We start from the raw sequence: 22,072 nt of genomic DNA, 5'->3' as shown, positions 1-22,072 counted from the left end.
AATCTCTGGAGATGCAGTTGAGCAAAATATACGTAGAAATCGAAAATGAATTCGGCGAGCTCTCGCGCTACAAGCACCACCTGAACGGTCGGGGCTTCATCTCGGCGACCGCTACCGTGCATCCCAGCGCGTACATCGAATCGTCGGCGTACGTCGAACCTGATGCGCAGGTCGGCCAGGGGGCCTGGATCGGTGCCGGCAGCTGGATCGACCGCGGAGCAATGGTGGGCCCCGGCGTCTTCATCGGCGCCAACGTGCACATCGGCCAAGACGCTCGCATCGGCCGTGGCGTCAAGATCGGCAGCCACACCCGTATCGGTGACGGTGTCGTGGTCGCCGACGGCATGAAGATCTCGCACGACACCATCGTGGCCGACCGCCAGGTCGTCAAACCTGATGCGCGGCACGCAGCTGAGGGTGGGTTCGCCAAGGCGGCATAGCGCCTGGGCAGGGCGTCGGGGCCGCGCGAGCTGCGCGGCCCTATGCTGAGCACATGCGCACACTGTTCGTCGTTCTGAGAATCGTGGTGGGGGTCGCTGTCGCGGTCGCCATCATCGCCCAGCTGGCCCACACCGTCGATTTTCAGCGGGCAGCAGGTGCAACTGACGTCAGTTTCTACGTCACGAATTTCTTCAGTTTCTTCACCATCGACTCGAACGCCGCGAGCGTTGTCGTGCTTCTGGTGGGTGCCGGCCTGCTGCTGAAGCAGGGCGTCGGCAACGACGCCGCCCGAGACCCACTGCTGTTCACCACCGTTCGCGCCGCCGTCGTCACCTACATGGTCACGACCGGCATCGTCTACAACCTGCTGCTGCGCGGCATCTCATTGCCGCAGGGCCAGACCGTCGAATGGTCGAATGAAATCCTGCACGTGGTCGGGCCGCTCTACCTCCTGCTCGACTGGCTCTTCGCTCCGGGGCGCATTCCCCTGAACTACCGGCGTCTCTGGGCGATCGTGGCGTTTCCCATCGTCTGGGCCGCGTACACGCTGATTCGCGGGCCGTTCGCTCTCGACCCTGTCACCGGCGCAGCGTGGTACCCGTACCCGTTTCTCAACCCCGTCACCTCGGCCGAGGGCTACTTCTCGGTGACGTTCTACGTCATCCTCATCGCTCTGGTGATCTGTGCGCTCGGTGCCGGTGCCATCGCGCTCTCGCGCAGGAAGCCCGTCACGGCCTGATCGTCTGAGATCTCCACCCTCATCTCCACCCAGGGGCGGTGGATGCCCACCCCACGCCTTGCGAGACTTCGGTCATGACATTTCAACTTCTCGCCAACGCGGCCATCATCATCGCTGCCGTGGCGTTCCTGGGGTTCCGCCAGCTCGCCTGGCGCCCCGTGGTCACAAGTCGCCTATGGCGGTTGCCGGTTGTGCTCGGCATAATCGGGGTCGTCACCCTCGCCAACGCATCGAGCCCCCTTGCTCTGTCGACGCTCGACATCAGCCTGCTGATCATCGAGGTGGTCGTCTCGCTGGGGGTCGGCGCTGCGATGGGTGTCATTGCACGGTTCCGCCCGATCTCCGCTGCCGACCAGGCGCGGTATCACGCGAACGGCAAGCCCGGAGACCCCGTGCCGAATCTCGAGAGCCGAACCGGCTGGGTGGGGTTCGCCCTGTGGGCCGTCTTCATCGTGGTGCGCATCGGCCTTGACGTATGGGCCACTCAAGCCGGTTCGCAGCTGGCGACATCGACTGCCGTGATCCTCGTCATGATCGCCGCCAACCGGGCCGCACGTGGTGCCGTGGTGGCTGCACGGGTGATTCGTCTCGAGGCGGTAGCTGCGTAGCCGGGCCGCCAGCGAGAGAATGAACCTATGTCGCACACCACTCGCCTGAGCCCGCTGAGCTTGGGGCTCAACCTGCTCGGCGTGGCGGTGGTCACCTTCTACCTGCTCACATCGTTCACACCTGTCATCGATCTCTGGCTGAGCGCCGTGGCTCTGATCGGCATCGCGGCCTGGATCGCCGAAATCGTTCTGGCAACGCTGAACCAGCACGCTGACCGCCGCATTCGGGCGCTGGCGCTGTGGCTCACGGCAACCTGCGGCGCACTCGTGGCGGCACCGACGCTCGGGCTCGGCTGCACACTGATCGTGGTGGGGGTACTGCGAGCGATCGCCAACCTCGAATGGCCACTGTGGCGGGCTGTCACCCTCACTCTCGTCACCGCCGTGATCGTGCCCATCGGTGCGCTCCTGGCCACCCTGCCGCCGCTCGCCCTCGTGGCGATCGAATGCTCCGTCGCCCTCGCCGCGCTGGGCGGTATCAACCGCCGCCAGTTCCGTCGGGCCGATGCGCAGGCCCGGGCGTTGCTCGACGAGCGCCTCGCGATTCGCGAAGAACAGGCGCGGGTGCAGGTTCTGGCCGACCGCCAGGCCGTGGCGCGCGACATCCACGATGTTCTCGCCCACAGCCTCGGCGGCCTGGTGCTGCAACTCGACGCCGTCGAGGCGCTGCTCGAGTCGGGGCACCTCGACGACGCTCTCCGTCGTGTTCACGACGCCCGCCTGCTTGCGGCATCCGGTCTCGCCGACGCGCGCCGGGCGGTGGATGCCCTGCGAGCCCACCCTGAGAACACCACCGCGCTGACGCTCCCCCTCACCGAGGTTCTCTCGAGCATCGTCACCCTCGTCGAGTCGCACCGCTCGTTGGGCGGTGCCGTCACCGAGCACCTGCCACAAATCACGGCGACACATGCCGTGAGCGTCTCACCCGACGCCGCGGCGGCCCTCACCCGTGCAGTGCAGGAAGGCCTCACGAACGCCCGCAAACACGCGCCCGGCAGCACTATTCACCTTGTCGTCAGGCTGGCGGCGGGCTCCCTTACGCCGACGGTCGAAGTCGCTCTCAGCACGGCCCTCGAGCCGGGCATCATCTCTGCACCCGCCGCCCCCTCTGCACCCGCCGCCCCCTCTGCACCAGGCCGCACCACAGAGCCAGCGCTCATCACGGCGGCGCCCCTCATCGCCAGCCTGCAGCAGTCCGGCGGCCAGCACGGCCTCGCCGGCATGCGCGAACGGTTCGAGGCGCTGCCGGGCGCCTCCCTGAGCGCCGGGGTGCAGAACGGCCACTTCGTTGTCGCGGCTATCGTGCCGGCTCGCACTGTGGCAGAGCCTGCATGACGGCCGATCGCATTCGCGTACTCGTCGTCGACGACCAGGCCATTGTTCGCGACGGGCTCGTCACCGTGCTCGCGCTACTGCCCGACATCGATGTGGTTGGCGAGGCAGCCGACGGCGAAGAGGCCGTGCAGCGCGCGGCCGAGCTTCGGCCCGATGTCGTGCTGATAGATCTGCGCATGCCCGTGCTGGGCGGCACCGAAGCCACGGCACGCATCGTCGCCGAGCGGCCCGCGACGGCCGTACTCGTGCTCACGACGTTCGCAGACGACGAGTCGCTGCTGGGTGCCCTGCGGGTCGGTGCTCGGGGGTATCTGACAAAAGACGCCTCCCGGGCCGAGGTGGCGTCGGCCATCCGTGCCGTGGCGAACGGTCAGACCACGTTCGGCCCCGAGATCGGCGCGAAACTGATCGACAGTTTCACCCAGACGAACACGCTAACCCCTCAGCCTGCCGCTGCGTCTTCGATCAACACCGCCGCGGGCATCCAGAGCCGGTTTCCGCAGCTCACTCCGCGAGAGGCGGGGGTGCTGCAGCTCATCACGGAAGGCCTCAACAACCCGGAGATCGCCGCCCGACTGTTCGTGAGCGTCGCGACCGTGAAGACCCACATCAATTCGATCTTCACCAAGCTGCCCGCCAGAGACCGGGCGCAGGCCATAACCCGAGCACAAGAGTTATAGTTAGTTGAGCTAACACAACTTATTATTGTTCGGAGAATCACCGTGGCCACTCGAACCGGCTTGTTCACCCGCGACCACCCGCGCTACCGGTGGATCGCGCTCAGCAACACTACGCTCGGCGTGCTCATGGCCACCATCAACTCCTCCATCGTGATCATCTCGCTGCCGGCCATCTTCAAAGGCATCGGGCTCAACCCGCTTGAGCCCGGCAACGTGAGCTACCTGCTCTGGATTCTGATGGGCTACATGCTTGTAACCGCCGTGTTCGTCGTCACATTCGGGCGCCTCGGCGACATCTTCGGCCGGGTTCGCATCTACAACATCGGGTTCATCGTCTTCACGGTGGGCTCGATCGCGCTGGCGCTCGACCCGTTCGCGGGCGGAGCCGGCGCGATGTGGCTGATCATCTGGCGGCTCGTGCAGGGGGTCGGCGGCGCCATGCTGTTCGCGAACTCGACGGCCATTCTCACCGACGCCTTTCCTGTCAACAAGCGCGGCTTTGCCCTCGGTATCAACCAGGTCGCCGCCATCGCGGGCAGCTTCATCGGCCTCATCGTGGGTGGCCTGCTGGCCGTGGTCGACTGGCGTGCCGTGTTCTTCGTGAGCGTGCCCATCGGCATCATCGGCACCATCTGGTCGTACAAGTCATTGCATGAGGTCGGAACCAGCACGAAGAGCACAATCGACTGGCCCGGAAACATCACGTTCGCACTGGGGCTGACAGCGGTGCTCGCCGGCATCACCTACGGAATCCAGCCCTATGGCGGCGCGAGCATGGGGTGGCTGAACCCGTGGGTTCTGGCAGCCATCATCGGCGGCCTCGCGCTGTTGGTGGTCTTCGTGGTCATCGAGCTGCGGGTGGCCAACCCCATGTTCAACATGCACCTCTTCACAATCCGGGCGTTCTCAAGCGGCATCTTTGCAGGCCTCCTTGCGGCCATCGGGCGCGGTGGTCTGCAGTTCATGCTGATCATCTGGCTGCAGGGAATCTGGTTACCGCTGCACGGTTACTCGTACGAAGACACACCGCTGTGGGCCGGCATCTATCTCCTGCCCATCACCATCGGGTTCCTCATCGCCGGCCCTCTCTCGGGCGCGCTCAGCGACCGGTTCGGCGCTCGCGCCTTCGCCACGGTCGGGCTGCTGTTGAACGCGGCCACTTTTCTGGCCCTGCTGGTTATTCCGGTCAACTTCGACTACTGGGAGTTCGCTCTCATCACCGGGCTGAGTGGTATCGGCTCAGGGCTGTTCAGTTCACCCAACCGCACGGCCATCATGAACAGTGTTCCGGCGAATCAGCGCGGTTCGGCCTCCGGGATGGCCGGGGCAGCGCTCAACGCCGGCAGCTCACTCTCGATCGGGGTGTTCTTCTCGCTGATGATCGTGGGGCTCTCGGGTTCGTTACCCGGCGCACTCACCGCTGGGCTCGCGAACAACGGGGTGCCCGCGAACATCGCAGCGCAGATCGGCCAGACACCTCCGGTGGGCAGCCTGTTCGCCGCCTTTCTGGGGTACAACCCCATCCAGAGCCTGTTGGGGCCGAGCGTTCTCGGCTCGCTGCCGGGCAACAGTTCGGCCGTGCTCACCGGGCAACAGTTCTTTCCCGAGCTGCTCTCGGGGCCGTTCCACGACGGGCTCGTGCTTGTCTTCGTGGTGGCGGCAGCCATGTCGGTGGTCGCGGCGGTCATGTCGATCACGCGCGGCAGCAAGTACGTGCACGACGACTCCGTTGTCGCGCCGACGCCGGCCGCCGCATCGGCCTCGGCAGTGTAGGGTCATAAAATGCCCGAATCTGCCGATGAAACGATCGACCGAACGGCAGCCGTGGGGGCCCAGGGCGAGACCGTACCCGCCAGCACGCCTGCCGTCGGTTCGCCCGAATCCATGCTCATGCCCGACGTGAACCGCGACGATGTCGCCGAACGGCTCACCCTGGTGATCAGCCGGCTCAGCCGGCGCATCCGACCCGTCGGAGACGAGCTGAGCCACGGCGTACTGTCAGCATTGTCAAGCGTGAAGACCGCGGGCCCCCTGCGGCCGAGCGACCTGGCACGCCTCGAGAATGTCGCGGCTCCCACGATGACGCGCATCGTGGCCGACCTCGAGAACCGCGGGCTCATCGAGCGAACCGCCGACCCCCTCGACGGCCGTTCGTTTCTCCTCCGTGCGACGCCGGCTGGTGTCGGCGCGGTGGCCCAGGCTCGGTCGTCGCGCACGGCCCGGGTGCTCACCATGCTGGCCGAGCAGTCTGATGCCGATCTGGCAAGCCTCGCCAGAGCGTTGCCGGTTCTCGAAACCGTCGCGGCCGGCCGACTCTGAGCCAGAACTGGCGCGTCCTGGGCCTGGCGTGGCCGACCCCGCGATGCGATGGCACCGCTACCGACTCGTCAGAGCGGTAACGACACCGGGGCGATGAGCGTCGGATCAGCCGGGTCGAGCGTGCGCGAGTTATTCACAGCGCGGGCGACCGGGTACGTCGTGATCGAGCGCGCCACCGCGAGACTCGAGCGGTCGAGTGCCGCGAGTGCGGCATCCTTCGCTGCGATGGGAGTGGGGTCGAGCCACCGATCCCAGAGGTCAGGCGTCAGAAAGACCGGCATGCGCTCGTGCACGTCGCCCGATGCGTCTCTCGCCTCGCGGGTGATGATCGTGAACGTGACCTTCCACTCGTCGTTCACGCGGCGCGCGCTGTAGAGCCCGGCCGCCGCGAGCAGGTCAGTGTCGGCATGGATGAAGTACGGCTGTTTTCCGTCGGCCTGCTGCTGCCATTCGTAGTATCCGGTCATCGGAACAATGCACCGATGCGACGCGAACGCCGACCGGAACATGCCATTCGTCGCCACTGACTCCAACCGAGCGTTTATCGGCGCTGGCCCACCGGGTTTCGCCCAGGCCGGCTTCAGCCCCCACGCCGCGAGCTCCAGTTCACGAATTGCCTCGGCCCCAGAGCCCTGCGCCGCATCTGCACCTTCATCCGCACCCGAATCCGTCTCACCCTCTGACGTATGCATTCGCTCGCGGATGATCGGGGCAGAGTCGGTCGGAGCCACGCTGTAGCTCGGCCGCCACTGCTGCGGGTCTCCCCCACGAGCGACGAACTCGAGAATGAGGTCATCGGTTTCTTTGTTCATTGCAAACCGACCGCACATCAGGCACCACCCGTTCTCTCGTCTCGCGCATCCGGAGCCCCGACCGCCACAACCACCGCGACCGCCACCCCGACCCCGACCCCGACCGAAGACTTCACGGCGCGGGATGCGTTCGGAGCCACGCCACCCGCTGCAACTGCAACACCCGTGTCGCCGACGCGTCGATCTGCTGTTCGCTGATGGTTCCAGCCTGCACCGCGGCAACAATTGCGGCAACCGGTGGTGCCATATCGATTGCGCTGTCGTACAGCAGGAGGTCGTTGCCCGCGGCCACCGCCGCCACGGCGTTCGCCGACGGATCAGCGAACTGCGGCAGCCCCGAATCCTGCAGCATGAGCATGTCGTCGGTCACAGCCACGCCCGTGAAATGCAGATCGTCGCGCAGAATCTGGTGCCAGCGCAACGACAACGAGGCCGGCGCCGTGTCGACAGAACTGTAGGAGAGGTGCCCGAACATCACGAGCCCGGCGCCGGCTGAGATCCCGGCCACGAAGGGTGGGGCATCCTGAATCTGCCAGCGGTCGAGGGTCACTTCGGTGCTCGGGATGCTCGTATGCGAGTCACCCGTGGTCTCGCCGTGCCCGGGAAAGTGTTTCAGGGTGCTGAAGACGGAGTCATTCTCGGCCGCGACGGATGCCGCCACCCGCTCACTCGCGGCGGCGGGATCGGTGCCCAGAACTCGGTCGAAGATGAACGACGAGGGGTTGGCTGTGACGTCGGCGACGGTTCCGAAGTTGACCGAGACGCCCGCCGCGGTGAGAAGGGCGGCGCGCTGCGTGAAGGCGTCAGTGGTGGCTTGAACGGGCATCGACTTCAGCTGGTCGGCACCGGGAAAGGTGTCTTGACCGAGTCGGGCGACATCGCCGCCTTCTTCGTCGATGGAGATGAGGGGGCTGAGCCCGGTCGCGGTGCCGACGCCGGAGAGCTGGGCGGCGAGCGCGTCGGCGGTGGCGGGAACATTGCTGCCGAGCAGAAGGAAGCCGCCGGGCCGATTCGCCGCGAGGTAGGCCTGCATGGGCGCCGGGTCGGTGCCCGCGACCTGCACCATGAACAGGAGTGAGACCTTGTCGACGAGGCTCATCGAATGCATGCGCGTTCGGGCATATACGTCGTCGAGGTCGGTCGCGCCGGGCACAGGTGGCACGGCAGGAACGCGCGGCACGGCAGGAACGGCGGGCACGGGGCTGGCTGAGGGCGTTGCGGTGAGAGCGGGGGTCTCACCCTCGGCGGTGCCTGTGGAAGGTGCCGGCGACGACCCTTCAGCCGCGACCGACGCACCACTGCACCCCGACAACAGGATCGAAACGGCAATCGCGCCCGCAACCGCGTTCACCCCACCCCGCGCGGCTCCGAGCCGAGAGACCCCACTTCGCGTGAACCCACCTCGCGTCACCTCAGCCGCCTGCCGCGACCCGATGCTCGGCCGACAGCCGCACGTACGTCGCAGCGTTCTCCCGCACGGCAGCCCGCTCGGGAGCCGTCAGCTCACGGCGCACCTTGCCCGGTACGCCGGCAACCAGCGAACCGGCCGGAATCACGGTGCCCTCGAGGATGAGCGCACCCGCCGCCACCAATGACTCGGCACCGATCACGGCGCCGTTCAGCACCGTGGCGTTCATGCCGATCAGACAGTCGTCTTCAATCGTGCAGCCGTGCAGGACCGCACCGTGGCCCACACTCACGCCGGAGCCGATCCGGGCCGGAAAACCGGGGTCGCCATGCACCACAACAGTGTCTTGAAGGTTGCTGCGGGCACCCAGGGTGATGGCTGAGGAGTCGGCGCGCACCACCGCCCCGTAGAACACGCTCGCCTCGGCCCCCACAGAGACATCGCCGATCACGGTGGCTGTCGGCGCCAGCCATGCGGTCTCGGCTACGAGCGGCGTGCGCCCACCGAATGGGATGATCAGTGCGACAGACGTCATGAGAGGGGCCCCAACCAGGCATTGGCAACGGTCGAATGCGCTGATTCGCCGTCGGAGGGATGAAACATTCCGGCCAGCACGTCGCGGTAGAGCCGCCCGAGCTCGCTCGTGGCGCTCATCGACGAGCCACCGGCAACCCTCAGCGCCTGATCGACCACGAATCGCGCGTTCTCGGTCGCGCGCACCTTGAGCCCCACGAGCCGGGGAAACCACTCGGCCCCGTGATCCGCGCCCGAATCGACGTCGCGCGCGAGCGCCTCGACCTGCGGATACAGCCCGTCTTGGGCGATGGCTGCCTCGGCGACCTTCCAGCGAATGTCGGGGTCGGCCGCATACGTTCGCCCATCGTTCTTCATCGACGTGCGGCGATGCGCCGCCTGCACCGCGAGCTCGAGAGCCCGCTCTCCGATTCCGGCGTAGACAGCGGCGATGAGAATCTCGAAGTTCGCGAACATGGCGAAGATGAACGGGTCACCGTTCGGCCCCACCGGCAGTCGCCTCACGATACGGTCTGCGGCCACCTCGGCACCCTCGAGTACGGTCGTTCTGCTCTGCGTCGCCCGCATTCCGAGGGTGTTCCAGTCGTCGAGGATTCGGTAGCCGGTGGCCTCCCGTGCAAGAAAACCGTGCACCAGCACGGGCGAGCCCGGCTCCGAGTCGTCACGCCCGAAAATGCCGAGCCTCGTCCACGCCGGTGACAGCGACGTGAAGATCTTCTGCCCGAAGAACCGGTACGCGCCGCCGGGTTGCGGTTCAGCCCGAGTGGTCGAGTCGAACAGCACCTGGTCGTTGCCGGCCTCGCTGTTGCCGAAAGCGAACACCTCACCCTCGGCAGCCTCGCGTAGAACGAAGTCGAGCGAATGATCGCCCCTGTCGTGCAGCAACCGGGCAACCCCTGTCCAGACCAGATGCATGTTCACAGCGAGCGCGGTGGCCGGCGCAGCGGTGGCGAGACGGGTCTGCTCACGGGCGACACTGGCCAGCCCCAACCCCGGGCCGCCGAACTCTGCCGGAACGAGCATCCGGAGATAGCCGGCCTCGGCCAGTTCGGCGAGGTCTTCGGTGAAGAAACTGTTGTCGGCGTCGTAGCCGGCGGCACGAGACCGGATGCCCTGCAGCAGGTCGTCGCTGACCAGGCTTTCGATACTCACCTCTCAACCCTAAGTCTTTGGCCCCGAACGTGCGCTGGCAACCGCGCCCGCGCTGCAACCCCGCGCCCAGTCGGGCAAGATAGGGAAATGGCCCTTCCCATCGAGAACTACGCGCTCATCAGCGACTGCCACACCGCCGCCCTGGTGGGCATCGACGGCAGCATCGACTGGTTGTGCCTGCCGCGCTACGACTCCCCCTCGACATTCGGCGCACTCCTCGGCGACGAGGGCAACGGGCGCTGGATGATCGCCCCCGCCGACCCGAACGCTCACGCCCGCCGCGAATACGTGGGCAACACCTTCGTTCTGCGCACGGTCTGGAGCACGGCGACCGGCGTCGTGGAGGTCACCGACTTCATGCCGCACGGCGACCGCCATGCCGACCTCGTGCGCCGCGTTCACGGGGTCTCTGGGCACGTCAACATGACCACCGACCTGCGCATTCGGTTCGCGTACTCGAGCGCACTGCCCTGGGTGCGCCAGGTGCGGGGTGACGACGGGCGGGTCTCGCTGCTCGCTGTGGCCGGCCCCGACGCACTGGTCTTTCGAGGGCCGGAGCTGCATTCGAAGGGCAAGACCCACTCGCACGGGCGCGACTTCACCGTCGGCGCCGGTGAAACGGTCGACACGGTGATGACCTGGTACCCGGCGCACCGCCCGGCCCCCGCGCTGATCGACGTCGACAAGGCACTGGCCGACACGTGCGAGTGGTGGGAGAACTGGAGCTCGAACAGCACCCACGAGGGCCCGTACAAGGCCGCAGTGGTGCGGTCGCTGCTGGTTCTGCGCGCCCTCACCCACGAAGACACCGGCGGCATTGTGGCAGCGGCGACAACGTCATTGCCCGAGTCATTCGGCGGCCAGCGCAACTGGGACTACCGCTACGTGTGGCTGCGCGACGCGTCGCTCACGCTCTCGGTGCTGGTCAAGCACGGCTTCGTCACCGAAGCGAACGACTGGCGCAGCTGGCTGCTGAGGGCCATCGCGGGCGACCCGAACGACCTGCAGATCATGTACGGCATCGAGGGCGAACGCTGGTTGCCCGAGCGCGAGCTCGACTCACTGCCCGGCTACCAGGGCGCGTCTCCCGTGCGGGTGGGCAACGGTGCGGTCGACCAGTATCAGGCCGATGTCATCGGCGAGGTCATGGTGGGCCTGCACGAGGCTCGCGAGGGCGGCGTGGAGCAGAGCCAGGATGCGTGGGCGCTCGAACGCGCTCTGCTCGGCTTTCTCGAAGAGAACCTGAAGCGCCCCGACTCAGGAATCTGGGAGATCAGAGGGCCCGCCCAGTACTTCACCCACTCGCGTGTCATGGTGTGGGCGGCGTTCGACCGCGGTGTGAAAGCCATCGAACAGTTCGGGCTGCGCGGCCCGGTCGCCACCTGGCGGCGCATCCGCGATGAAGTGCGAGCCGAGATCGAGGAGAAGGGTTTCAATACCGAACTGGGCACGTACACCCAAGTGTTCGGCGGCTCTGAGGTCGACGCATCACTGCTGCAGCTGGCCCAGGTGGGCTACTGCGAACCCGATGACCCCCGAATGCTGGGCACGGTGTCCCAACTCGAGAAGACGCTGCTGCGCGACGGGCTGGTCATGCGGTATCGCACCGAGAGCGGCGTCGATGGCATGCCAGCCGGCGAGCATCCATTTCTTGCCTGCTCGTTCTGGCTGGTCGAACAGTACGCCCGCACTGGCCGTACCGAAGACGGCGCAGCGCTGATGAAACGGTTGCTGGCACTCCGCAACGATGTCGGCCTGTTGTCTGAGGAGTACGACGTCGAAGGCGAAAGACAAGTGGGCAACACTCCGCAGGCGCTCTCGCACCTTGCACTCGTGCGCGCGGCCGACGCGCTGAACTGAGCGGCCAGCTCACTCTTCGGCCCGGCTGAACAGCGAGCGCGGCACTATCAGCGCCCACCGGTCGTCTGCCCGACTGGCGTTCTTCTGCAGGCCCCGGATGACCTCCCGCACATCGCCCGCCAGCGCCTGCCTCTGGGCGTGGTCTGGTTCGGCCGCTCCCCCGGGCGCGAAGCGTTCACGCTCGACCGCCTGCACCAGTCGCAGCACCGGCTCGGGCGGCACAGTGTCGAGCGCCGCCAACCGAGCGCCGAACGCCCGCACCGTCTCACCGGCCGGAACATCGAGCCGGTAGTCGACGGCCGTGTCGGTGATCTCCCGCCAGCCGATTGTCGCGGTCGATCTGCCCGAACCCGCCATGCGCGACAGCCGACGACGGCGACGCAGCCGACGAAGACCCGCAGGGATGAGCGCGAGGCCGCCGACAACAATAACAATCACCACGGCCACCAGCCAGGCCCGCCCGGTCTCTGCGGCCTGCGCCTGAGGGGTGAGAGCCGGGTTGGCGGCAAGGTCGGTGGGGGTCTGTGTTCTCGGTGTCACCGGCGTGGCACTGCTGGGGGCGGTACTCGGCGCCGTGGTCGCCGGCGTCGCACTCGTGTAGTTCGGAAGCGAATATGCGGGCGGGGTGAGACCGAGCCCGGGGGTGGGCTCGAACGACAGCCAACCGACCCCTTCGAACCACAGTTCGGGCCACGCGTGCAGCTCATCGCTGAACACCTGGAATGTGGCCGTGCCATTGTCTTGGCGCGACACCGCAGCACCGGGGTGATAGCCGATCGCGATGCGCGAGGGAATACCGAGGCTGCGTGCCATTACCGCCATCGCCGACGCGAAATGGATGCAGTAGCCGCTCTTTGCCGACAGAAACTTCGCCACGGCCTGAAAGTTGCCACCGTCGTACTTGCCCTCGACCGGTGCCGTGACCGAATACGTGAACGCCCCCGAGGTGAAGTACTTCTGCAGAGCGACGGCTTTGTCGTAGTTCGAGACGGCCCCGGCCGTGACCTCGGTGGCGGTGCTCTGGATGATCGGGTCGATGCCTCTGGGCAGCGACACGTAACTCTGCAGTGCAGCGGGAACCGCGGCCGACGACGCGGCAAGCTGCGCCGCCGACGGCTCGACGTCGAGGCTCGTCACCGTGTAGTTCTGGCCATCGGCGTTCGCCTCGACAGCCGTCACCGTGAGGCTACCGGGAGACTGCACCCAGTCGCCGGTCAACCCCGTGACCGTCTCGGCGGGGTAGGGCAGGGGTAACCAGTCACTGCGCAACCCGCTGACCGACACCGATGTGGTGACCTCCTGCGTGGCGACATCGGTGTTGAGGCCGTCGGGTGTGTCGAAGGCGGTGCCGAGCGGGTGCGCCGAGTCGGTGTTCTCGGGCTGCCAGGGCCCGTTGGTGAAGTTCCACAGGTTCACGAGCTTGAGGTAGAGCCCGCTGGCCGCACTGGTTGTGTAGGTCATCGACAGAACCGGGTTCGTGCGGCGCAGGTCTTGGCTCAGCTGAATGGTGGGGTCAACTCCACTCGAGTACACCGAGGGCAGCTGGCCCTGTGGCAGTGAATGAAACGAATTGGCGGTCAGGCCCGGTGTTACCGCCGGCAGCACCACCGCGAGGGCGATTGCCACGGCACCCGACACCAGCGCACGAACAGTGTTGCGACCCGGCCGCAGACTCGAAGCCGACCGTAGCCGCAGGCCCACACCCCAGCGGTCGGCGAGCCACACGAGCACGAGAAACACGGCCGCGAGCCACACGAACAGCCACACGTCGAAGTCTTGCTGGCGGATCGTGTACGGCACCGCGAGAACCGTGATGGGTACGAGGCCGACCAGGGCGGGCATCCGTACGGCGAAGACGAGTGCGTCAGCGACCAGCGCCAAGAGGCCGATGGTGAGGGCGAGCAGAAACACGATCGAGGCGACCGGTTCGGCCGGAACACCCTGTGAGGCGATCGATGCACCAGCGTCTCGCAGTTCGTCGCGCAGCGTTCGCAGCGTGTCGAAGGTGGGAAGAATGCCGAACAGCGCCTCACTCGGAGCAAACAGAACGGTGATGCTGACACCCCACGCGACCAGGGCCGCCAGCGACGGTATCCAGCTGGCAACGGGTAGCAGACGTGCGCCCGCAGCAATCGCCAGCACAACGGCAACGACCAGGCAGGTCGTGAACCACCAGCCAGTGCCCATCAGCAGCGGTGCGAGCCCGCCCACGGGAAGCGCGAGCAGCAGAAAAACTAGCGCCGACAACAGCGCCGCACGAGCGAGGCCTGGCCGCGCAGGGCGCCCGCGCGTGGAGGCCAGCTGTGTCTCGTCTGGGTCGGCGCCTCGTCTGGCCTCACCCCGGCCGGGTGCTGCACCTCTCTCGTAGCCTCGCCCGGTGGCTCCGGATGCCCGCTGTGATGCTCCGCCCGACCGGGCAGGTGTCTCGAGCCGGGTCACAGCACGAACCGTTCTGCGCCGGTGGCGCCCCACGCCGCTGCCGGTGCTTCGTCGGAGCCGACGCACTGCGCGCTCCATCCACCCGCTTCGAGCACTTCGCAGAGCCCCGTTGCCCACCGCGGTGCCCGAACGCCGGGCGACAGCGGTTCGGTGACCACGATCGCAACAGCGCCCGACGAATACCGGGCCGCCGAGGCCAGGGCCTGCGCCGACGCGTCACCGAGCTGCCCGACCACGGCGAAGACGGGGGGCAGCTCGCCCACGACGGCGTCGCTTCGGCTGAGCGCGAGGCGAAAATCGGTCTCCCACGCGTCGATCAGATCAAGCTGGGCGGCATGCAGAAGCAGAGCCTCTTCGCCTCCGTTCGGTTCGAAGCGCGTCGAGACGGGGCCGGGGTGCTGCGCGGAGCCACCTGGCCCGCGCGTGCGGAGGGCACTGTCGACGACAGCGTCAGCCGACGTGACGAGCTGAACGTGAAAGCCCTCGGCCAGCAAGTGCAGGCCGATCGACGCGCTCATCGACACTGCCCACTCGAACTCGGCCGAGAAGGTGTGCGCGGTACCGGGCGCCCCGTCGTGCTGGGCCTCGAGCCCGAAGCTCGCCGCGGCCGTGTCGAGCAGCACGATCGAGTTCTGATCACTCTGCTGATCGTCTTGGCGCACCATGAGCTCACCGAACCGTGCGGTGGCCGGCCAGTTGACGCGGCGCATGGAGTCGCCGGTCTGGTATTTACGGGAGATCACGTCTTGTTCGCCGGCACCGCCGAGCTGACGCGAGACCTGATCGGCGCCCGCGCCGGTGGCCAGGCGCACGGCTCCCCGCGGCAGGAGGGTCGTCGACGGTGTCACGGTGAGGGTGTCGGTTGTTCCGATGGCCAGACGGCGAACGACGAGCGCAAACGGGTCGGAGAGCAGCAGCACGAACGGGCCCACCGCGTGACGGCCCCGGTGCCGGGCCTCGAGCCGATAACCGAGTGAGAGCGGCACGGGGGCGTCATGAATCGAGGCGCGAAAGCCGGGCATCCGGGGCAGCCGAGAGCGGCCTGCCGCTTCAAGCGGCCCGGAGACCCTGTCGAAGAAGGCGGCTTCGGGGCTCGACAGGCTGCCCCAGTTGCGCACGAGCAATCGCACCGACACGTCAGAACCTGCCGGGGCGAGTTCGGGATCGAACCGGCGTTCGATGGTCAGCGGGGCGCTGTACAGCGATACCCCGATGGCGGCGACAACGGGAAGGGCGAGCACCAACAGGGCGACAAAACTGAACTCCCGGCGCTGCAGAACCTCCATCGCGACAAGCATCGCCGCGCCGGTCACCAGAAGGCCCCAGCCGCGCACGGTGGGGCGCGGCAGCCGCGAGAGGAGGGCCGCCAGGGCTCGCACGCTCAGCCCTTCCGAGCCGCCACGAGAGGCACCGGGGTGTTCGCCACGATGCGGCGGAGCACCTCGTCGACCGGTCGGGAGGTGCTGCCGGCGGTTGCGGCGAGGCCCGCGCCCGCGTACCCCGCCGAGGGGCGAGCGCCTGGGCGGCTGTCGGCAAGCGAGCGCCGCGTGAGCAGTACCCGGTGGGCGAAGACGGGGATGACCAGAGCATCGATATCGTCGGGAAGAACGAATTCGCGGCCGTCGAGTGCGGCCGTCACCTTGGCGGCGCGCACGAGGTGCAGGGTGGCCCGTGGGCTCACGCCGAGACGGATCTCGGGGTCGCGCCTGGTGGCCTGGGCGATGTTCACGGCGTACTGCTCCACGGCAGGAGAGACGAATACCGTGCGGGCGGTCTCGATCATGCCCCTGAGTTCGTCACGGCTCACCACAGCGTCGATATCGTCGAGTGGGCTCTTCTGCTCACGGTTCTGCAGCATGGCGAGCTCTGCACGGGCATCCGGGTAGCCCATCGACACCCGCACCATGAAACGGTCGCGCTGGGCCTCGGGGAGGGCGTACGTGCCCTCCATCTCGATGGGGTTCTGCGTGGCGACCACGCTGAAAGGAGCGTCGAGAAAGTAGGTCTGGCCGTCGATCGAGACCTGGCGCTCTTCCATGCATTCGAGCAGGGCCGACTGAGTCTTTGGTGACGCGCGGTTGATCTCGTCGGCGATGACGATGTTCGCGAAGACGGCGCCCGGCTTGAACTCGAACTCGCGGCTGTGCTGGTTGTAGATCGACACGCCCGTCACGTCGGAGGGCAGCAGATCGGGGGTGAACTGGATTCGGCTGACCGAACAGCCCACCGAGCGGGCGAGGGCCTTGGCGAGGGTGGTCTTACCCACTCCTGGTACATCTTCGACCAGCAGATGGCCCTCCGCCAGCAGAACGACCAGCGAGAGAGCCGCTATCTCGGGCTTGCCGTTGATGACGCGCTGCAGGTTGTCGAGAATGGCCGCCGCGTGCCGGCCGAACTCATCGAGTGAGGGCTCGCCTGTCTGGCCGCTCACTCTGTTGCCGATAGCACTGCCGCCGATAGCACTGTTGCCAACCGCATTCGTCATGACTACTCCCGCAGGTCTCGAACGGGGGCATCGCACGCCTGAAATCGCGCGCATCACGCCTCGTTTGCGCCTGATTGTAGCCTGCAAAACTTGAGGGTCGGTGGCGAATGCTTCACCTTGACACGGCGCCCTGTGTACGAGTCAGTGGTGACCCTCGTAATTCACAGGTTCGGGTAGCCCGGCCTCCTGCCGCACCCGCCGGGAGAGGCGCTCGATCGACTTCATCGAGAATCGAGAGCCTCATCGAGGCTAAGCCGTCTTGAGGTGTGGTGCAGGTGTTGCAGCTACGGCGCCGCACCCGATCCGGACCGTGTCACCGTTTACGTGCGCTGAACCCCTCATTCTCGTGCTGATCTTGGTTGAGCTGGCTTACGAGGCTATGCACTACGTCTGAGATGCTCGCCGGTGCGTGGCCGAGGAGTTCGGCGAGACCGTCGCTCTCCGAGGCGAACACGCCGCGCCGCACGAGCGGAAAGAGTACGGCGAACGGTCCGGTTTCTTCATCGCTGACCTCTTCCTGGCTAATCTGTCGGCGAAGCGACGCTGTCAAGGCTGTCGCCATTTCTTCAAAATTCCACGCGGGACCGCGAAGTTCCCAGAGTTGTTTCGTGGGCATGATGATCGAGGCCGTTGCTGCCGCGTCCCCCAGGTCACCGATCGCGGCGGTAGCTATCCTCTGCCCGGCACTCGCCGACTGAATCACTCCGCTCGCCAGCGCCTGGGTGAGCGCACGGTCTACGAATGGGTCTGTGTAGAGAGCGTTCCGCAATATCGCATGGTGCACGCTACTCTCGGTGAGCGCATCTTCGGCTGCGGAATGGCCCGGATCGTGTCGCGCACCCATGCCGCTCGTGTACACCACGTGACGCACTCCGGCGGCGACAGCCGCCCCCACGACCCGACGGTGCTGCGCGGTACGCACCGAAGGATCCAGTACGGGGCTAGAGACCACGATCGCGCGATCAACTCCGGCGAAGGCTCGATCCAAGGAAGCAGAATCCGAATAGTCCGCAACACACGCTGTGAGCCCACGGGCAGCGTACTCAGCCGCCGCGCGCTCTGTGCGCACCAGCACCCGCACATCTGCCACACGAACGTGAACGAGCAGGCTGCGAAGCGCCGCCGTACCAAGGTTGCCGGTCACACCAGTTACGAGAAAAACAGTCATTACTTACTCCAGTTGAGAGATTTTGTGTGGGTCGAATCGAGCGGGGACCCAAACTCGGGCCCCGCTCGAAGGCACACAAAATCGCCATCCCTGGGCGGCGTAGTGAACTACGGCTGCAAAGAAGGATGCTAGTCAGGCAACACAACGAATAAGCATTCACCTCACTGTACCCCCGACGCGGTTACGTCAGACAGGCATCCCCCGGACAGGAACTGGATAGATTACGGCCAGGGCAGAGGTAGGCCCCCGATTCCTTGATGACTCCAACGAGACGGTCGACATCCTGGGCCGTGGTAATACCGTTGAACTTCTCTCTGCGCACCGGCAGCCCCGCTTCGTTCAGCGACGACGAGGGGGTAGCCTGTTCGCCCAGAGGCGCTCTCACGGAGTGAGAAAGGCCGGGCATCCGCGTTGCACCGGAGAGACTCGACGACGAGACTGAGGGCATGCGAACCAGCGATGTTTCAGCGATTCCCCGCGAGCCTGGGGTGGCGACGGTCGAAAAGACGCTCTCAATCCTTGAGATTGTGGCGGAGCGAGGCGGGGCCACGGCGAAAGAGGTCTCACTGGCCCTCGGCTACCCGCTGCCGACCGTCTACCGCCTCATGCAGGCACTCGTCAGCAGCGACTATCTCGTGCACCTGAAAGGGCAGCGTCGGTTCGAGCTGGGGTACAAACTCGACCGGCTGGGCGTGTCACTGCACCGCCAGATCGGAGTGCCGAATCCGGTGCGGGCCGAGATCGGGCGGCTGCACGACGCGGCACAGACCGCCGGATACTTCGCGGTGTACCGCGGCGCCGATGTGGTGGTGGCGTACGTGGTCGACAGCCCCGAGCATCCGCGACTCACACCTCTCGGCTTCGGGTTTCACGAAGCGGCCCACGCCACGGCCTTCGGCAAGATCATGCTGGCCGGAATGACGCCAGAGCAGGTGAACCAGTACCTCGAAGTGCACGGAATGCCTCGGATGACCGAGCGCACCATGACCTCACGGGCACAGCTCGACGAGCATCTGGCCGGGGTGGGTCACCTCGGGGTGGCGTGGGAGCACGAGGAGTTCGTGCCCGGCATGACCTGCGCGGCCGTCGGTGTTCGAAACGGCGCCGGAATGGTGGTGGGGGCCGTGGCGATCAGCGCCCCCAGCGAGCAGATCTCCCGCGTCCGAGAGCGCGAACTCGAGCGATACCTGCGCGACGCCTCGAATCACGTCAGCCGCTACTACCGCTCGGGTCAGACCCGTAAGCCCGGCGCGCCCGCCGCCGCCTGACGCGAATGTGCAGCCTACTTCGCCTCCCACCAGGGCGTGATCACAGCACGGGCCAGGGTGTGGCCCGACATGTTGAAGCCGAGGAATGCGGGGGTCGCGCCAGCATCGATACCGAGCGACGCGACATCCAGAGCATGCACCGCAATGTGGTACAGGTGCTTACCGTGACCGGCCGGCGGTGCCGCACCGAGGAAGCGGGCGAGGCTCGCGTCGTTCTTCAGCTGAAATGCTCCGGTGGGCAGGCCCGCACCGGCATCGTCGCCGACGCCTGCTTCGAGAGAGGTCGTCTCGACGGGGATGTCGACGACAGCCCAGTGCCAGAACCCGGCGCCTGTCGGGGCGAGCGGGTCGTAGACCGTGACCGCGAAGCTCTTCGTGCCCTCGGGAAAACCGCTCCAGCTGAGCTGCGGGCTCGTGTCGCTGCCGCCGGCACCGAAGATACCGCTCACCTGGGGTGTGGGCAGCTCTTCGCCGTCGGCGACGTCGGTGCTCGTCAGGGTGAAGGTCGGAACCTCGGCGATGGCGTCGTACGGGTTGGCATTTGTCGTTGTGCTCATTGTGTTCTCCATTCGTTGTAAAACTCTACGCACCGAGGGGGCACGTACAGAAAGGGGGTTGTGCCCGAAACTCAGATACCCCCGGTTCTCAGTTGGTCGGCGATGTACTCGGCCTGCCGGATGGCCAGGGCCACGATCGTGAGCGTGGGGTTCGCGGCGGCACCGGTGGTGAACTGCGACCCATCGCTGATGAACAGGTTCGGCACGTCGTGCGCCCGCCCCCACTTGTCGACGACGCCGTCTTGGGGCTTCTCGCTCATGCGTGAGGTACCGAGGTTGTGCGTCGACGGGTACGGCGGAGTGCGATGCGACCCTGTCGCGCCCACCGCGTCGTACAGCAGCTCGGCCTGGGTGTATCCGTGTGTGCGCATCGCGATGTCGTTCGGATGGTCGTCGAAGTGCACGTTCGGCACGGGCAGGCCATTCTTGTCGGTCACGCTCGTGTTCAGGGTGACCCGGTTCGACTCCTGCGGCATGTCTTCGCCCACCACCCAGAGTCCGGCGGTGTTCGCGTACGCGTCGAGAATCTCGGTGAACTCCCGGCCCCACGCCCCGGGCTCTGCGAAGCTCGCCAGAAACGCCGGGCCGAGCGAGATGGTCTCGAGGTAGTAGCCGCCCGCGAACCCGCGGTCAGGGTCGTGCTTCGACTCGTCGGCGATCACCCCGGCCATCGTCTCGCCGCGGTACATGTGAACCGGCTTGTCGAACCGCGCGTAGACCGAGCCGGTGGTGTGGCGCATGTAGTTGCGGCCCACCTGCCCCGACGAGTTCGCGAGGCCGTCGGGAAACATCGGTGACGCCGACTGCAGCAGCAACCGGGGCGTCTCGATCGAGTTGCCGGCCACCGCGACGAGCTCGGCTGCCTGGCGTTGCAGGTTGCCGTCTGCGTCGAGGTAGAGCACAGCATCCACTCGGCCCGACGCGTCGTGCGTGATCTGCACGACGTGACTGTTGGGGCGCAGGTCGAGCAGGCCGGTCGCCTCGGCGCGCGGAATCTCCCGCACCAGCGTCGACCACTTCGACGTGTTCTTGTCGCCCTGGAAATTGAAGCCATCTTGAATCGATGCCGGGCGGCCGTCGTACTCCTCGGCGTTCGTCGCGTACGGGCCCGTCGAATAGAACGAGTACCCGACGCGTTCGGCGCCGTTCGCGAACACGGTGTAGTTGTTGTTCGCCGGCAGGGGCTTTCGCCCGTGCACGTGAGTCGAACCCATCGCGATCTCGGCGAGGTCGTAGTACGGCTCCAGCTCGGCCAGCGTGAGGGGCCAGTCGAGCAGGTTCGCCCCGTCGATGCGGCCGTACGTGCTGCGGGCCGCGAACTCGTGCGCTTTGAACCGCGGGGTGGCGCCCGACCAGTGGGTCGTGGTGCCGCCCACCGCTTTCACGATCCAGGTGGGCAGGTTGGGAAAGTCGCGGGCCACCCGCCACGAACCCGACGTGGTGCGCGGGTCGAGCCACGCCATCTGGTTGAACGCCTCCCACTCGTCGTTCACATAGTCGTCGTTCGTCAGGTACCCGCCGGCTTCGAGCACGACCACAGGGATGCCCTTCTTCGTGAGCTCGTACGCCAGGGTTCCGCCGCCAGCGCCCGACCCGACGATCACAACGGCGTTCTCGGCGTGGTCGATAGCGGTCATTTCTTCACCTCTGCCATTTCTGCGGCACGCTTGCCGGGCTGGTTGCTGGTGTCGCGGCTGCCTGTTCCGACCGGTGCGGTGGGGATCGTCGTGACCGGGCCGGTGGCCGTGGCGGCGCGACCCTTGGCGAGGGGCACGTTGTCGGCGATCTCGATCAACGTGTTCGGGCCGGTGTAGGTCTCGACCCGGGCATCCGGAAGCCAGTCGAGATCATCGAACCCACGGTCGATGTAGCCGCCCTTGTCGAAGCTCGGGCCCTCGTAGCCGAGCACCTGCCAGACGTCTTCGTTGTCGTACAGGTTCAGTACCGTGGTGCGCCGGATGAACCCGAAGAACTCGGTCGATTCGATTCGCCGCAGCACCTTCGTTGCGTCTTCTTCATTCAGGTCACGAAAGTCACCCCCGGCCAGGTGGCTCAGGGTGAGCAGACCCTGGGTGAGCGCCACCCGAAACCAGGTCGACGTCTCTGCCTCTTTCAGAATCGTGTCAGCAGTGCGCTCGTAGGGGCCATCGGGAAAGTTGTCGTGCGGAAACGCGACTCGAATGACCCGGATGAGAACGCTGCGCGCCTCGTCGGTCAGCTCGGTCGCATTCAGTTGCGGATATTTGGCGGGAAAAGCCATCAGTAGC

20 protein-coding genes are annotated in these 22,072 nt (G+C 66.5%); 9 read left to right on the top strand and 11 right to left on the bottom strand.

Features of this window, described 5'->3' with window-relative positions:
* Positions 1-17 precede the first annotated feature (17 nt).
* The 7 genes from D4765_RS10015 to D4765_RS09985 all read left to right on the top strand — a co-directional run bounded on the left by D4765_RS10015 (position 18) and on the right by D4765_RS09985 (position 6,122).
* The gene (locus D4765_RS10015; RefSeq protein ID WP_161580406.1) at positions 18-440 is read left to right on the top strand and encodes a hypothetical protein; all 423 of its coding nucleotides are present in this window, start codon (positions 18-20) and stop codon (positions 438-440) included.
* 53 nt (positions 441-493) lie between these two features.
* Positions 494-1,180, top strand: coding sequence for a Pr6Pr family membrane protein (locus D4765_RS10010; protein WP_136642159.1), 687 nt, complete (start codon positions 494-496; stop codon positions 1,178-1,180).
* 74 nt (positions 1,181-1,254) lie between these two features.
* Complete coding sequence (locus D4765_RS10005; RefSeq protein ID WP_136642158.1) at positions 1,255-1,788, top strand: hypothetical protein; 534 nt, start codon at positions 1,255-1,257, stop codon at positions 1,786-1,788.
* A gap of 27 nt (positions 1,789-1,815) precedes the next feature.
* Entirely contained in the window at positions 1,816-3,123 is a 1,308-nt protein-coding gene (locus tag D4765_RS10000) for a sensor histidine kinase (RefSeq protein ID WP_136642157.1), read from the top strand.
* Positions 3,120-3,803, top strand: coding sequence for a response regulator transcription factor (locus D4765_RS09995; protein WP_136642156.1), 684 nt, complete (start codon positions 3,120-3,122; stop codon positions 3,801-3,803). Before D4765_RS10000 ends, D4765_RS09995 begins: the two co-directional genes overlap by 4 nt.
* Positions 3,804-3,845: 42 nt before the next feature.
* The gene (locus D4765_RS09990) at positions 3,846-5,576 is read left to right on the top strand and encodes an MFS transporter (protein ID WP_237280359.1); all 1,731 of its coding nucleotides are present in this window, start codon (positions 3,846-3,848) and stop codon (positions 5,574-5,576) included.
* A 9-nt stretch (positions 5,577-5,585) separates the two neighbouring features.
* A complete protein-coding gene (locus D4765_RS09985) occupies positions 5,586-6,122 on the top strand; it encodes a MarR family winged helix-turn-helix transcriptional regulator (protein WP_237280358.1) in 537 nt (178 codons plus the stop codon).
* A gap of 68 nt (positions 6,123-6,190) precedes the next feature.
* Here the strand turns inward: D4765_RS09985 and D4765_RS09980 are convergent, their stop codons facing one another.
* From D4765_RS09980 to D4765_RS09965, 4 genes are all read right to left on the bottom strand, one after another.
* Positions 6,191-6,952, bottom strand: a complete 762-nt coding sequence (locus D4765_RS09980; protein ID WP_136642155.1) for an SOS response-associated peptidase — start codon at positions 6,950-6,952, stop codon at positions 6,191-6,193.
* Positions 6,953-7,046: 94 nt separating this feature from the next.
* Positions 7,047-8,285, bottom strand: coding sequence for a glycoside hydrolase family 3 N-terminal domain-containing protein (locus D4765_RS09975; RefSeq protein ID WP_136642179.1), 1,239 nt, complete (start codon positions 8,283-8,285; stop codon positions 7,047-7,049).
* Between the two features lie 61 nt (positions 8,286-8,346).
* Positions 8,347-8,877, bottom strand: coding sequence for a gamma carbonic anhydrase family protein (locus tag D4765_RS09970; RefSeq protein ID WP_136642154.1), 531 nt, complete (start codon positions 8,875-8,877; stop codon positions 8,347-8,349).
* Positions 8,874-10,028, bottom strand: a complete 1,155-nt coding sequence (locus D4765_RS09965) for an acyl-CoA dehydrogenase family protein (RefSeq protein WP_136642153.1) — start codon at positions 10,026-10,028, stop codon at positions 8,874-8,876. The genes D4765_RS09970 and D4765_RS09965 overlap by 4 nt, the downstream gene beginning before the upstream one ends.
* 87 nt (positions 10,029-10,115) lie before the next feature.
* On the opposite strand from D4765_RS09965, the gene D4765_RS09960 reads away from it, so the two are divergent.
* On the top strand, positions 10,116-11,888 hold the full coding sequence (locus D4765_RS09960) for a glycoside hydrolase family 15 protein (protein WP_136642152.1): 1,773 nt from the start codon (positions 10,116-10,118) through the stop codon (positions 11,886-11,888).
* Between the two features lie 9 nt (positions 11,889-11,897).
* Here D4765_RS09960 and D4765_RS09955 read toward each other — a convergent pair whose 3' ends face one another.
* From D4765_RS09955 to D4765_RS09940, 4 genes are all read right to left on the bottom strand, one after another.
* A complete protein-coding gene (locus D4765_RS09955; protein WP_136642151.1) occupies positions 11,898-14,327 on the bottom strand; it encodes a transglutaminase TgpA family protein in 2,430 nt (809 codons plus the stop codon).
* A complete protein-coding gene (locus D4765_RS09950) occupies positions 14,324-15,706 on the bottom strand; it encodes a DUF58 domain-containing protein (RefSeq protein ID WP_136642150.1) in 1,383 nt (460 codons plus the stop codon). Before D4765_RS09950 ends, D4765_RS09955 begins: the two co-directional genes overlap by 4 nt.
* Before the next feature lie 2 nt (positions 15,707-15,708).
* The gene (locus tag D4765_RS09945; RefSeq protein ID WP_136642149.1) at positions 15,709-16,812 is read right to left on the bottom strand and encodes an AAA family ATPase; all 1,104 of its coding nucleotides are present in this window, start codon (positions 16,810-16,812) and stop codon (positions 15,709-15,711) included.
* A 313-nt stretch (positions 16,813-17,125) separates the two neighbouring features.
* Positions 17,126-17,980 carry an NAD(P)H-binding protein gene (locus D4765_RS09940; RefSeq protein ID WP_136642148.1) on the bottom strand — a complete coding sequence of 285 codons (855 nt, stop codon included), beginning with the start codon at positions 17,978-17,980 and terminating at the stop codon, positions 17,126-17,128.
* Between the two features lie 446 nt (positions 17,981-18,426).
* On the opposite strand from D4765_RS09940, the gene D4765_RS09935 reads away from it, so the two are divergent.
* Positions 18,427-19,248 carry an IclR family transcriptional regulator gene (locus D4765_RS09935; protein ID WP_136642147.1) on the top strand — a complete coding sequence of 274 codons (822 nt, stop codon included), beginning with the start codon at positions 18,427-18,429 and terminating at the stop codon, positions 19,246-19,248.
* A 14-nt stretch (positions 19,249-19,262) separates the two neighbouring features.
* Here D4765_RS09935 and D4765_RS09930 read toward each other — a convergent pair whose 3' ends face one another.
* The 3 genes from D4765_RS09930 to D4765_RS09920 all read right to left on the bottom strand — a co-directional run bounded on the left by D4765_RS09930 (position 19,263) and on the right by D4765_RS09920 (position 22,065).
* Positions 19,263-19,805 (bottom strand): YbhB/YbcL family Raf kinase inhibitor-like protein, encoded by a 543-nt coding sequence (locus D4765_RS09930; protein WP_136642146.1) that lies wholly within the window; start codon positions 19,803-19,805, stop codon positions 19,263-19,265.
* 71 nt (positions 19,806-19,876) lie between these two features.
* A complete protein-coding gene (locus D4765_RS09925) occupies positions 19,877-21,442 on the bottom strand; it encodes a GMC family oxidoreductase (RefSeq protein ID WP_136642145.1) in 1,566 nt (521 codons plus the stop codon).
* On the bottom strand, positions 21,439-22,065 hold the full coding sequence (locus D4765_RS09920) for a hypothetical protein (RefSeq protein WP_136642144.1): 627 nt from the start codon (positions 22,063-22,065) through the stop codon (positions 21,439-21,441). Before D4765_RS09920 ends, D4765_RS09925 begins: the two co-directional genes overlap by 4 nt.
* Between the last annotated feature and the right edge of the window lie 7 nt (positions 22,066-22,072).

Source organism: Subtercola vilae (genome assembly GCF_004923255.1).
Taxonomy (GTDB): domain Bacteria; phylum Actinomycetota; class Actinomycetes; order Actinomycetales; family Microbacteriaceae; genus Subtercola; species Subtercola vilae.
This window is presented reverse-complemented; position numbering and strand designations above follow the sequence as displayed.